The 12,197-nt window shown below is 68.3% G+C and carries 10 protein-coding genes and 2 tRNA genes; 5 read left to right on the plus strand and 7 right to left on the minus strand.

All coding sequences use genetic code 11. The features are described 5' to 3' along the window. Positions 1–56 precede the first annotated feature (56 nt). Both sigK and ASPU41_RS19635 read left to right on the plus strand, forming a co-directional pair. The gene (gene sigK, locus ASPU41_RS19630) at positions 57–662 is read left to right on the plus strand and encodes an ECF RNA polymerase sigma factor SigK (RefSeq protein ID WP_069952330.1); all 606 of its coding nucleotides are present in this window, start codon (positions 57–59) and stop codon (positions 660–662) included. Between the two features lies 1 nt (position 663). Then, positions 664–1,551, plus strand: a complete 888-nt coding sequence (locus ASPU41_RS19635) for an anti-sigma factor (RefSeq protein WP_069952331.1) — start codon at positions 664–666, stop codon at positions 1,549–1,551. A 96-nt stretch (positions 1,552–1,647) separates the two neighbouring features. On the opposite strand, the gene ASPU41_RS19640 is transcribed toward ASPU41_RS19635, so the two are convergent. The 5 genes from ASPU41_RS19640 to ASPU41_RS19660 all read right to left on the minus strand — a co-directional run bounded on the left by ASPU41_RS19640 (position 1,648) and on the right by ASPU41_RS19660 (position 6,738). Next, positions 1,648–2,190: a gluconokinase gene (locus tag ASPU41_RS19640; RefSeq protein ID WP_069952332.1), complete on the minus strand. Its 543-nt coding sequence runs from the start codon at positions 2,188–2,190 to the stop codon at positions 1,648–1,650. A gap of 74 nt (positions 2,191–2,264) precedes the next feature. Then, positions 2,265–3,044 (minus strand): PIG-L deacetylase family protein, encoded by a 780-nt coding sequence (locus ASPU41_RS19645; RefSeq protein WP_069952333.1) that lies wholly within the window; start codon positions 3,042–3,044, stop codon positions 2,265–2,267. 4 nt (positions 3,045–3,048) lie between these two features. Beyond that, the gene (locus ASPU41_RS19650) at positions 3,049–4,002 is read right to left on the minus strand and encodes an electron transfer flavoprotein subunit alpha/FixB family protein (RefSeq protein WP_069952334.1); all 954 of its coding nucleotides are present in this window, start codon (positions 4,000–4,002) and stop codon (positions 3,049–3,051) included. Positions 4,003–4,016: 14 nt separating this feature from the next. Further along, on the minus strand, positions 4,017–4,829 hold the full coding sequence (locus ASPU41_RS19655; protein ID WP_442856219.1) for an electron transfer flavoprotein subunit beta/FixA family protein: 813 nt from the start codon (positions 4,827–4,829) through the stop codon (positions 4,017–4,019). A 229-nt stretch (positions 4,830–5,058) separates the two neighbouring features. Further along, complete coding sequence (locus ASPU41_RS19660) at positions 5,059–6,738, minus strand: S1C family serine protease (protein WP_069952336.1); 1,680 nt, start codon at positions 6,736–6,738, stop codon at positions 5,059–5,061. A gap of 296 nt (positions 6,739–7,034) precedes the next feature. Between ASPU41_RS19660 and ASPU41_RS19665 the strand changes: the two genes are divergently transcribed. The 3 genes from ASPU41_RS19665 (at position 7,035) to ASPU41_RS19675 (ending at position 11,611) form a co-directional block, all read left to right on the plus strand. Then, complete coding sequence (locus tag ASPU41_RS19665; RefSeq protein WP_197515716.1) at positions 7,035–9,059, plus strand: TPM domain-containing protein; 2,025 nt, start codon at positions 7,035–7,037, stop codon at positions 9,057–9,059. Positions 9,060–9,208: 149 nt separating this feature from the next. Beyond that, positions 9,209–9,997 carry a PspA/IM30 family protein gene (locus ASPU41_RS19670; RefSeq protein ID WP_069952337.1) on the plus strand — a complete coding sequence of 263 codons (789 nt, stop codon included), beginning with the start codon at positions 9,209–9,211 and terminating at the stop codon, positions 9,995–9,997. A 174-nt stretch (positions 9,998–10,171) separates the two neighbouring features. Continuing rightward, entirely contained in the window at positions 10,172–11,611 is a 1,440-nt protein-coding gene (locus ASPU41_RS19675; protein WP_069952338.1) for a cryptochrome/photolyase family protein, read from the plus strand. A 129-nt stretch (positions 11,612–11,740) separates the two neighbouring features. Here ASPU41_RS19675 and ASPU41_RS19680 read toward each other — a convergent pair. After that, positions 11,741–11,814, minus strand: a tRNA-Met gene (locus ASPU41_RS19680). 144 nt (positions 11,815–11,958) lie between these two features. Then, positions 11,959–12,032, minus strand: a tRNA-Met gene (locus ASPU41_RS19685). Positions 12,033–12,197: the final 165 nt, after the last annotated feature.

Raw genomic sequence — 12,197 nt, forward strand, 5'->3', positions numbered from 1 at the left:
TGGCAGCAGCCCGGCCTGACCCGCGTTCGGCGGCGGGCACCTTATGCTTGAAGGTGATGGAAACTCCCAACGCCCCGAACCCCGAGGCCGCCGCTCCCCCGGGCACTCCAGCCGACGTCAACCGCCGGCTCGGCGCCCTGCTGGAACAGGTCGCCCGCGGCGACCAGGCGGCCTTCGCAGAGTTCTACGAACTCACGTCCCGGCGCGTCTTCGGCATGGCCCGGCGCGTCCTGATCGACGTGGAACTCAGTGAGGACACCACCCAGGAGGTCTTCCTCCAGGTCTGGCAGAACGCCGCCAAGTTCAATCCCGACGCCGGCAGCCCGCTCGCCTGGCTGATGACCATCTCGCACCGCCGGGCTGTGGACAAGGTCCGCTCGTCGCAGTCCGCCACGGACCGGGAAGCGAAATACGGCGCGAGCAGCCAGGACATCGACCATGACTCCGTCTCCGACGAGGTCGGCAGCCGGCTCGAGGCCGAGGCCGTGGTCCGCTGCCTCGAGACGCTGACCGATACACAACAGGAGTCCGTGCGGCTTGCCTACTACGGCGGCCTCACCTACCGGGAAGTCGCAGAGAGGCTCAATGCTGCGGTGCCCACCATCAAGTCCCGCATCCGCGACGGACTGATCCGGCTGAAGACCTGTCTGGGGGTGAGTTGAGATGACCGACATGAACGCACAGCACAACGGCCGCGTCCCCGGCGGCTTTGCCGCCGAGATCGCCACCGACCTGGCCTCCGGGCGCGCAACTGACCTCGCCGAGGTCTATGCCCTGAACGCCGTGGACGACGCCGAGCGCGCCGCCATCGAAAGTTACCTCGCCTCGGCCCCGCAGGCCGAACACGCCGCCTTCGACGAACGCGTCCGCCAGGCCCGGGAAACGCTCGCCACCAGCTTCACCGCGGAGGAAGATCCGCCGGCGGGCCTGCTGGACCGGATCATGGCGTCCCTGCCCGCCCAGAACCTTACGGCGCCCGGCGTGCACCGGGGACAGGAGCCGCCGGCGGTGCCTCCGGTGGTGGCCCGGCCCGTCCGGGAGCCCTCCGAGCACTCCGTCACCGACGACCTCGACGCTGCCCGCAAGCGCAGGGATGAACGGCGCCGGCCGCAGGGCATGCGCAACTGGCTGGTCGGCGTCGCTGCCGCTGCCATCATCGCCCTGGGCGGAGTCGGCGTCGGCGCCTACGTGGCAAACCAGAACGATCCGCTGAACCAGGTCATGCAGGCCGGCGACGTGCAGCAGGCGACAGTCAGCGTCGCCGGCGGAGGAACGGCCACCGTGTCCGTCTCGACCTCCAGGGACGCGATCGTCGTCAAGATGAACGACGTCCCGGCGCCGCCCCCCGGCAAGGTCTACCAGATGTGGCTGATCCCCAGGGACGGCTCGGCCCCGGTGTCACAGGGCCTGATGGACGCCGAAGCGCTGTCCAAGCCGGCCGTCGTCAAGGGCATCAGCACTGCCGCGGCACTGGGCATCACGGTGGAACCCACCGGCGGCTCGGCGTCGCCGACCACGCCGACCGTCGCCGAGGCCCCGCTGGGCGCCTAGGGGCCGCTCCTGGTCCCGTCCAACACCAAAGCCGCGCAGGCATGGAACCTTGAGAAGGTTCCATGCCTGCGCGGCTTTCCGGTTGGAAGACCGCGTCTAGGGCCGGTCGGTTGTCGACGGCACGTCGGCGTTGAGCTGAAGCCGGTCGATGATTTCCTGCGCTTCGTCCGGGGGTGCCGAGCTGACGCTCAGGGTGATGTAATTTTCATCCCCGGTGGGCGCTTCGAGCGCCTCGAACTGCGACTCGAGCAGGGCGGCGGGCATAAAGTGGCCGTTCCGGGTCGCCAGCCGGTCCGAGATCCGGTCCCTGCTGCCGTCGAGGAAGACGAACACCACACCCTCGCCGCGAAGGATGTCCCGGTACCGCTTCTTCAGCGCCGAGCAGGTCACGATGCCGGGGGTACCGGACTCGGTGTGCCGCCGGATCCAGCCGGCGATGCTCTCCAGCCAGGGCCAGCGGTCCTCGTCGGTCAGGGGCTGGCCGGCGTGCATCTTCGCGACATTGGATTCGGGGTGCAGATCATCGCCTTCGGCGAAATCCCAGCCCAGCCGGCCGGCCAGCAGGCCGGCCACGGTTGACTTTCCTGATCCCGAGACGCCCATGATGACCAGCACGGGGTGCTGCGCAGTCTTCGCCATTAAAGTCTGCCTTCCTCAAATAAATATGATTTAAACTGAGGCAAGCTTAGGGGAGAGCACAGCGGTGGGCAACCTTAGAAGCCGGCGATGGTCCCGGGGCCGTTGACTGTTACGACGTGGAATGCCTCCGCGCTGCGGCCTGCAGGCAGGCCGCCGCGCTCGGCGGTCCGGAGCATCCCGCCGCGGGCGGTCCGGTCCATGGTGTCGATGTCGGGGTGCTGGCTGACGTGGATGTGGATCGCGGCCAGTTTGCCCTCGAGGTGTTCCGTGACGTCGACGAAGTGGTTTTCGCGTTCCTCCGGCCCTGCGAAGAGCCACAGCCACGGCAGTTTGTAGGCCTCCAGCCCCGCCTCGGCCAGTTCCGGGTAGGCAAACGGGTTCTCCAGCGCCGGATACACCGCCCGGGTTACCGCCTCCCCCACCGCCAGATGGTCCGGGTGGCTCTTCTGGATCCGGGTCCAGTTCCGTTCCGGATGCATGGAGAGCACGACGTCGGGCCGGAGCTGCCGGATCAGCCTCACCACTTCGCGGATCACTCCGTGCGAGGGCTCGAGGTAGCCGTCGCGCTCATGCAGGTAGTGGATGTCGGTGACCCCGACGAGGGCGGCGGCACGGCCTTGTTCTTCATTGCGCAGGCGGACGATCTCCTCGCGCTGCCCGGGGTCGAAGCCACCGGCGTCGCCGTCGGTCATGATGCAGTAGCTGACCTGCACTCCGGCAGCGGTCCAGGCGGCGATCGTGCCGGCGGCGCCGAAGTCGATGTCGTCCGGGTGGGCGGCGAAACAAAGCACCCGCTCGATCCGGTGGTGCTCTGGATCGGACGGGCTGTGCCCCTGTGTGGCGGAGGTGTTCAAGGAATCAGCCCCGGCGCTTCTTGATTTCTTCGGTGGCCTGCGGCAGGACCCGGAAGAGATCCCCCACGATGCCGAAGTCGGCGATCTCGAAGATCGGCGACTCGGCGTCCTTGTTCACGGCGACGATCACCTTGGCGGTCTGCATGCCGGCCTTTTGCTGGATGGCCCCCGAGATGCCTGCGGAGATGTACAGCTGGGGTGAAACGGTCTTGCCGGTCTGGCCGATCTGCGCGTCGTGGCCGATCCAGCCTGCGTCCGTTGCGGCGCGGGAAGCGCCGATGGCTGCGCCGAGGGCATCGGCGAGATCTTCCACCGGGCCGAAGTTGCCGTCGACGCCGCGGCCCCCGGCCACCACGATCCGGGCCTCGGCGAGGTCCGGTCGGCCGCTGGCGGGCTTGTCATTGCGGGCCGTGATCCTGGCCGATGCCGCGGTGGCAGTCTCCGGCACCTCCACGGTGACGGTTGCCGGCGCCGTGCCGGTGACGGCGGGTTCCGGGGTGACGCTGTTGGACTTGACGGTCAGGACCGCGACCGGCGTCGTGGCCCTCGCCGTGGTGGTGTAGGAACCGGCCAGCACCGACTTGTGCGCGGTTCCGTCCGGGTCCACGGCGACGACATCGGTGATGACGCCGGCACCGAGCTTGATGCCGAGTCTCGCCGCGATTTCCCTGGCCTCCGCCGAATTCTCGGTCAGGACGACGGTGGCCGCGGCGGTCTGCACCGCGGCGGCCAGGTAGGAGGCCTTGGGGCCGACCAGGTAGTCGTCGAGGTCCGCCGCGGAGGGCCGGTACAGCGCCTGGGCGCCGTAGGCGGCCAGGGTCTCCGCGACGTCCTCGTGCAGTTCGCCGTTGAAGGCGACCGCAGGCTCGCCCAGGGACCGGGCAATGGTGAGCAGTTCCAGGCTGGCCTTCTTCAGGGCCTGGCCGGGGTTGTCGATGAATACCAGTACTTTTGCCATGTCCGGGGATCCCCTTAGAGCAGCTTCTGGGCGGCCAGGAACTCAACCAGCTTGATGCCGGCGTCGCCCTCGTCGGTGATGATGGTGCCGGCGGTGCGCGCCGGGCGTGCCTCGGCCGATTCGACTTCGGTCCAGGAGCCGGGGCGTCCGACGTGCGCCGGGTCGACGCCGATGTCGGCAAGGCTCAGCGTGGTGATGGTCTTCTTTTTGGCCGCCATGATGGCCTTGAAATTCGGGTACCGGGGGTTGTTGATCTGGTCCGTGACCGAGACCAGGGCAGGCAGCGTTGCCTCGACGGTGTCGGCGTGGGCATCGCCGTCGCGGCGGGCGGTGAGCCGGGCGCCGTCGAGTTCCAGGGCGGACGCGAAAGTGACCTGCGGCAGGTCCAGGCGTTCCGCGAGCTGGGCCGGGACCAGTGAGGTCTCGCCGTCGGTGGAGGCCATGCCGGTGATGATGAGGTCTGCGGGGGTGTCCGCGCCGAGGTGGCGGATGGCGGCGGCTAGTGCCAGTGAGGTGGCGGCGGCGTCGGAACCGGCCAGGGCGTCGTCGCTGAGGTGGACGCCTTCGCTGGCGCCGATCTGCAGGGACTTCTTCACCGCGTTGAGCGCACCCGCGGGTCCCATGCTCAGCGCGATGACTTTGTTTCCGGCTGCTTCCCCGCCGCGGGCCTCGGCCAGCTGGAGGGCGGCTTCGAGGGCGTACTCGTCCAGTTCGGACAGGATGCTCTCGGAGCGGTCCAATGTGCTGCCCTCGCCGGTGAGGTGTCGGTCGAACTGAGCGTCAGGGACGTGCTTGACCAGCACGATGATTTTCAATGTCTCTTCCACTGTGTTTACAGCAGCCTTCCATGCGGGTGGACAGCCATCGGGTGGGTCGTGGCCACGGAATACCCGGGGTGCCGGGTGCTCCTAGCTAACCATATCGGGCAGTGCCGCCGCGGCCTGGGTTAACGCCTGTGTCAGGGCTGCGCAGGGCACGGCGGGCGCAGGGCACGGCGAAGGCCGGACGGGACCCGGGGGTGCCGCCCGGCCTTCCGGGGAATGCTGCGGGAGCCGCCTACTGCTCGGCGGCCGCGCCGAGGGTCACGTCAAGCTGCTGTTCCCTGCCGTCACGGAGGACGGTGACCTTGACCTGGGCCCCGGCGGGCTGCTCGCGCACGGCGGCGGTCAGCTGGTTGGGATCGGTAATGGCGAGCTCCTGGAACCTCGTGACGACGTCGCCTACCTTGACGCCGGCCCGGTCGGCAGCGGAGCCTGGCTCCACGGTGGCGACCTCAGCACCGATGGAGAATCCGGACGCCGAGGAACCCGCGGTCTTCTGCTTCACGCTCACGCCGAACTGGCCATGCGTGGCCTTGCCGGTGCTGATGATCTCCTGCGCGACGCGCTTGGCGTGGTTGATCGGGATGCTGAAGCCAACGCCGATGTTGCCGCTGCCCGCGGAGTCACCGCCGGCCGAGGCGATGGCGACATTCACGCCGATGACCTCGCCCTTGGTATTGACCAGGGCGCCGCCCGAGTTGCCCGGGTTGATGGCGGCGTCCGTCTGGATGACGTTAATCGAGATGCTGCCCTGGTTGGCCGTGCTCTGGCCCTGCCCGCCGTCCGGCGGGGCGAACTGGAATCCCTGGTCGCCGCCCTGCGGCTCATCCGCGCTTTCCTTGGGAGCTGCCGAGGAGGCAACGCTGATGGTGCGGTTCAGGGTCGACACAATGCCGTCGGTCACGGTACCCGTGAGCCCCAGGGGCGAGCCGATCGCCACGGCGGTGTCGCCGACGTTCAGTTTGCCGGAGTCGCCCAGGACTGCCGGGACCAGCCCGGAGGCGTTCTGGATCTTCACCACCGCCAGGTCGGACAGCGGATCCGTCCCTACGATCGTGGCGCTGTATACCTTGCCGTCGCTCAGGCGGACTTCGATCGAGGCGTTCGCCGCGGTGCCGTCGAGGGTGACGACGTGGGTGTTGGTGAGGACATGTCCCTCACCGTCGAGGATGATGCCGGATCCGGTCCCTCCCTCGCTGCCGCTCGTTGCCTTGATGGTCACAACGCTGGGCGTGGCCTTCACCGCCGCTGCGGTGATGGCGTTCACCTCATCCTTGTTGTTCACGATGACGGGTCCGGCCTGGGTGCTGCTAACGGACCCCACGGACGTGGTGTCCCGGTCCCCCAGCAGCTGGGTGGTCCCGGCGACCACGCCGCCGCCAACCAGGCCGGCGGCGAGGATGCTGGCCACGAGCGTGGGGACACCGAAGGCAGCCTTGCGCTTCGGGGCGTGGGCAGGGTTGGAAGCATACGGGGAAACAGGCTGGTTGCCGCCATAGCCGCCGTGCTGCGGCTGGCCGTAGGGGGGCTGGCCGTGCTGGTTCTGCGCTTGCGGCGGCTGGCCGTAGGGGGCCTGTCCGTGCTGGTTCTGCGCTTGCGGCGACTGGCCGTAGGGGGCCTGGCCGTGCTGGTTCTGCGCTTGCGGCGGCTGGCCGTAGGCCCGGTTGCTGCCGGCCTGCTGGCCGTACCCGGGGAACTGCTGCGTCTCTGGTGCCGCGGGGCGGCCATAGGACGGCTGGTGCTGCGGGTAGACCGGCTGCGGGGCGTTCTCCGCGTCCGGCCCCAACCGGAGGGTCGGGTTCTCGTGCGCTGAGTCCGGCGCGGGGGCAGCATGCGGGTGCCCTGAAGTGCCCTCGTTCGGCGTGGCCGGCTCCCGGTTCTCTGGTGACGCGCCCTGCGCTGGCTTCTCAGTCATAAGACTTCCTTTCATCCTCGTCTGTATTTAACTATGGACGATCTCACTGATACTAGAGCGCACGTTTGCTGGGAGATTGCTGAACGCCTGGGGCGCCGCTCCGGGCTTCGATCTCAACGGTGCAGCGCTTTTCGCTGGTGGCATATTCCCGCCGGTGGACGGCTAATTGGGTGCACCATAGAATCAAATGGAATCGCCACAGCGACCTGCGGCTTTACATCTGCGTGGGGGCGCTGCTGCATTCTGTGACGACCGGTTCGGCCCGAACTGGTCGCAGAAGTGCTGAAGGGTTGCACATGCGCTCTACCTATAAACGTCTCCTCACTGTGCTTGGCGTCGCCGGACTGCTGGCGTTTCCGGCCGCTCCGGCCCTCGCCGAAGATCCGGTGGCGCTTGACCCCGTCACGAAGGTCGTTGACTCCGCCGGCGTCCTGGGCGACCGGAGGGGTGAAGTCGAACAGGCCATCAAGCAGCTCGGTACCGACCATGCGATGACGTTCCACGTTGTCTATGTGAAGAAGTTCGAGAACCCCACCGACCGTGTTGAATGGGCCACCGCAGTGGCGGAAAAGGCAAGCCTTGGCCCCAACGCCATGATGCTGTCGGTTGCCACGGACACCCGCCAGTACCAGTTGAGCAAGCCCACTAACAGCAAAATCACGAACGCCCAGCGCGACTCCATCGTGACCAGCGCAGTTGACCCGAACCTGCGCAACGGAGACTACGCACAGGCCGCCGTTGATGCCGCCGCGGCCATCGGTGATGCCGCCGGCGGAGGCAAGGGCACGGTCCCGTCAGAGGGCGGCGCCGGCAATGCCGTCCTGGTCGGCGTGGGAGTTGTTGCGGCAGGCGGAGCGGGCGCTTACCTTTACCTCCGCAACCGGAGGAAGAAGGCCGCCGCGGGAGCGGTCTCGGGCACAAGTGCGCAGGGCGCCGAGCTTGATCCGCTGGCCGGGCTCACCGTCGAGGAATTGCGCCGCAAGAGCGGCTCACTGCTGATCGAGGCGGACGACGCCATCAAGTCCAGTGAGCAGGAGCTTGGCTTCGCGCAGGCACAGTACGGCGACGCCGCCGTCGGAAACTTCACAAAGGCTCTGCAGGACGCCAAGGGCCACATGACCGAGTCCTTCAAACTGCAGCAGCAGCTCGATGACCACATCCCCGATACCGAGGAGCAGCAGCGGGCCTGGCTGGGCGAGATCATCCGCCGTTCCGAGGCCGCGCTGGCCTCCCTCCAGGAGCAGAAGGCCGACTTCGATTCGCTGCGCGAGCTGGAGAAGAATGCCCCGCAGGCGCTTGCCGCGGTCAGCGCCGGCGCGGACGAGGCGGAAGCCAAGATCGCCAGCGCCGAGCAGTCGCTCATTGAACTGCGCGCCAAGTACGCCGAGAGCGCGCTCGTGCAGGTGGCCGACAACATCAACCAGGCCAAGGAACGCCTGGCCTTCGTGCAGAACGCCTCCGTCACCGCCCAGGAGAAGCTCAGCGCCGGTGAAGGCAGCCTTGCCGCCGTCGCCGTCCGGGCCGCGGAAGAGAGCCTGCACCAGACGAACGTGCTGATCGGCGCCATCACCAAGGTCGCCGGCAACCTTGACGAGGCACGCAGCGGCCTCGAGTCCGCCGTCGTTGACACCTCCCAGGACCTGGCCCAGGCCCGGGCCATGATCCAGTCCGGGGCGCACCCCGAACTTGCCGGCCCGGTCGCCGCGGTGGAAGCCTCACTGGCACGGGTCAAAACAGAAATCCAGGGCGGCAAAATCGATCCGATCGCCACCCTGGAACGGGTCGAGACGGCGCACCAGTCGCTGGATGCGGCCCTCTCGGGCATCCGGGACCAGCAGGAGCAGGCCCGCCGGGCGCAGGCCTCACTGCAGCAGAGCATCATGTCCGCGCAGGCGCAGATCAGCGCAACCTCGGACTACATCACCGCCCGCCGCGGCGGGGTGGGCACCGAGGCCCGGACCCGCCTGGCTGAGGCCCAGCGGAACCTGGACTACGCCATGTCCATTTCGCGCACCGATCCCGTCACCGCCCTGCAGTACGCCCAGCAGTCGCACGCACTGGCGGCGCAGGCGGCACAGCTGGCACAGTCCGACGTCGACCACTTCGGCGGCTACGCCAACCAGGGCTACGGCCGCGGCGGAATGTTCGGCGGCGGCGGAGGCGGCGGCCTGGGCGGGGCCATCCTCGGCGGCATCCTGATCAATTCCATCCTGCACGGCGGAGGAGGAGGCGGCGGCTGGGGCGGCGGCGGCGATTCCGGCGGGGGCGGCGATTCCGGCGGCGGCTGGGGCGGCGACTTCGGCGGCGGCGGCGACTTCTAGGCAGGCGCCCCCGCCCAAAACACGGCCAATGCACCGGCCCACACAGACTAGGCGCCGCCGGGAACGCTCCGGCCGGCGGATAGAAGCGGTACATTTCACTGTTCACCGAACTTCAGTGGGAACCACTGAGCAGGACGAAAGGTAACACCATGAAGCAGTCCATTTTCGGCCGCATGGCGCAGCTGGCGAAGGCCAACATCAATTCCCTGCTGGACCAGGCTGAGGATCCGCAGAAGATGCTGGACCAGATGGTCCGGGATTACACCAACAACATCGCCGAGGCCGAGTCCGCCGTGGCCCAGACCATCGGCAACCTGCGGATGCTCCAGGACGACTACAACGAGGACATCAAGAACGCCCAGGACTGGGGCAACAAGGCCCTCGCCGCGTCCCGCAAGGCTGACGAGTACCGGGCCAAGGGCGACACCGTCGACGCCGAGAAGTTCGACAACCTCGCCAAGGTTGCCCTTCAGCGCCAGATGTCCGCGGAAAACGAGGCAAAGTCGGCCGAGCCGAGCATCGCATCCCAGACCGAGGTCGTGGACAAGCTCAAGCACGGCCTGGGCCAGATGAAGGGCAAGCTCAACGAGCTCACCAGCAAGCGCAACGAGCTGGTGGCCCGCTCCAAGACCGCCGCGGCCCAGACCCAGGTGCACGATGCCATGAAGAGCATAGACTTCATGGATCCCACCTCCGAGGTGGGCCGCTTCGAAGAGAAGATCCGCCGCGAAGAAGCCAGGGTACGCGGCCAGCAGGAACTCGCCGCTTCCAGCCTGGACGCGCAGTTCAACTCGCTGGAGGATCTCGGCGAGCAGACGGAGATCGAGGCCCGGCTCGCCGCGCTGAAGTCCGGCGCCTCCCCCGCCGCCATCGGCGCCAGTGAAAGCCGCCGCCCCGCAGGCTCCACCGTCGAGGAAGCAGACTTCGACAAGCTCTAGGCCCTTCCCGGCGCGTTTGTGCCGGACCTGCATGCACCGGATCGGCAGAGGCCGGGCCTGGATCGTCCACCACGATCAGCGGGCCCGGCCTCCGTTGTCCCGGGCGATGCCGGGTGGTGCCGTGTGGTGCCGTCCGGCGCGGCAGTGGTGCCGCTCCGCATGTACCGTTGATCCATGTATTCGGGATCCCTGCCTTCGACCCTTCTCTGGCTCCGCGACGACCTCCGGCTGGACGACAACCCGGCCCTGAGCGAAGCGGCCTCGTTGGGGCAGCCCCTCACCGTGGTCTATGTCCTGGACGAAGCCTCCCCCGGCGTGCGGCCCCTCGGCGGCGCCGCGAAATGGTGGCTGCACCATTCCCTGACAGACCTCGCCGCCGGGCTTGAGGCCGCGGGCTCACGCCTCCTGCTGCGCCGCGGCCCGGCCGCCGGCATCATCCAGGAACTTGCCCGGGAAACCGGCGCCTCGACGCTGTTCTGGAACCGCCGCTACGGCTGCCCCGAACGCGAGGTGGACGCCGGCCTCAAAGCCTGGGCCGCGGAACAGGGCCTCCAGGCGGCCAGCTTCCAGGCCAGCCTGATGTTCGAGCCGTGGACGGTGCGGACCGGGGCCGGCGGGCCCTACAAAGTCTTCACGCCCTTCTGGCGGGCCTGCCTCGAGGGCCCCGAGCCCCGGAGGCCCCTGGACGCCCCGGAGAGCCTCCCTGCCCCGGCGGCGGGCGCGGCGGCAAAGCCTCCGGCCGGCGACGCCCTCGACAGCTGGGAGCTGCTCCCCCGCACGCCGGACTGGAGCGCCGGCCTCGCCGGCACCTGGCAGCCCGGGGAAGCCGGTGCGCAGCAGCGGCTTGAGGACTTCCTCGACGGTCCGGCGGAAGATTACGGCACCGGCCGGAACGTCCCGGGGGTCGAAGGAACCAGCAGGCTCTCCCCCCATCTGCGGTTCGGCGAAATCAGCCCTTTCCGGATCTGGCACGCACTGCGCGAACGCTTTCCGCACGCGGCGCCGGCCGACGTCGGGATCTTCCGGTCCGAACTCGGCTGGCGGGAGTTCTGCTGGCAGCTGCTCTACGAGAACCCGCACCTGGCCACCCGGAACTACCGGCCCGAGTTTGACCGCTTCGCCTGGCAGACCCCCTCCGACGCCGAACTCGCAGCCTGGCAGCAGGGCCGCACCGGCTATCCCCTCGTTGACGCCGGAATGCGCCAGCTCTGGCAGACCGGCTGGATGCACAACCGCGTCCGGATGGCCGCCGCGAGTTTCCTCGTGAAGAACCTGCTGGCCGACTGGAGGCTGGGCGAAGCCTGGTTCTGGGACACCCTGGTGGATGCGGACGCCGCGAGCAACCCGGCGAACTGGCAATGGGTGGCCGGGTCCGGTGCCGACGCCTCACCGTACTTCCGGATCTTCAACCCGGTCACCCAGAGCAAGAGGTTCGACGCCGGTGCCCGCTACCTGCGCGAATATCTCCCGGAGCTCTCCGGCCTGGACGACAAGACGATCCACGAACCGTGGAAGGCCGGCGGCCCGGCAGCGGGCTACCCGGAACCGATCGTCGGGCTGCCGGAGTCCCGTGCCCGGGCGCTGGACACCTACCAGCGGCTCAAGGATGGCTAGGGAGCCCTCAGCGGCGGGGCGCAGCGGCGGCGGCGCAGCCGCGAAGGGCCGGGGCGCCGGCAGCCGGGGTGAACCGGGTAACAAGTAAGGCCCGGATCACCAGATCCGGGCCTTACTTTTCCTCTTCAGTTGCGGGGACAGGATTTGAACCTGTGACCTCTGGGTTATGAGCCCAGCGAGCTACCGAACTGCTCCACCCCGCGTCGCAAGAACAACATTACCCTACTTTTTGCGCCGTCCGAGCCACCGTCGGGCCACCCTCCCGCCGGCGGCCTGCGCCACCCGGTGCCGGCTTAAAGCAGAAGGTCCGGAACACTGTTTCCAGTATTCCGGACCTTCCTCTTCAGTTGCGGGGACAGGATTTGAACCTGTGACCTCTGGGTTATGAGCCCAGCGAGCTACCGAACTGCTCCACCCCGCGTCGCAAGATCAACTCTACCTGCCGGTGAACTCGGGGCCAAATCGAGGGGGCGTGATATGCGTCTCCCGCCGCCGTTAGCCCGGGGCGGCCTGTCTACGAAGGACCGGAAAAGGCCGGGCCCGCGCCCCAGGGAGCGCGAACCCGGCCTCTGGCCGTGCATCAGCT

It is taken from the genome of Arthrobacter sp. U41 (genome assembly GCF_001750145.1).
GTDB lineage: Bacteria > Actinomycetota > Actinomycetes > Actinomycetales > Micrococcaceae > Arthrobacter.

Coding starts and splice junctions, on each gene's coding strand:
- sigK (WP_069952330.1), top strand. CDS start 57: ATGGAAACTCCCAACGCCCCGAACCCCGAGGCCGCCGCTCCCCCGGGC.
- ASPU41_RS19635 (WP_069952331.1), top strand. CDS start 664: ATGACCGACATGAACGCACAGCACAACGGCCGCGTCCCCGGCGGCTTT.
- ASPU41_RS19640 (WP_069952332.1), bottom strand. CDS start 2,190: ATGGCGAAGACTGCGCAGCACCCCGTGCTGGTCATCATGGGCGTCTCG.
- ASPU41_RS19650 (WP_069952334.1), bottom strand. CDS start 4,002: ATGGCAAAAGTACTGGTATTCATCGACAACCCCGGCCAGGCCCTGAAG.
- ASPU41_RS19660 (WP_069952336.1), bottom strand. CDS start 6,738: ATGACTGAGAAGCCAGCGCAGGGCGCGTCACCAGAGAACCGGGAGCCG.
- ASPU41_RS19665 (WP_197515716.1), top strand. CDS start 7,035: ATGCGCTCTACCTATAAACGTCTCCTCACTGTGCTTGGCGTCGCCGGA.
- ASPU41_RS19670 (WP_069952337.1), top strand. CDS start 9,209: ATGAAGCAGTCCATTTTCGGCCGCATGGCGCAGCTGGCGAAGGCCAAC.
- ASPU41_RS19675 (WP_069952338.1), top strand. CDS start 10,172: ATGTATTCGGGATCCCTGCCTTCGACCCTTCTCTGGCTCCGCGACGAC.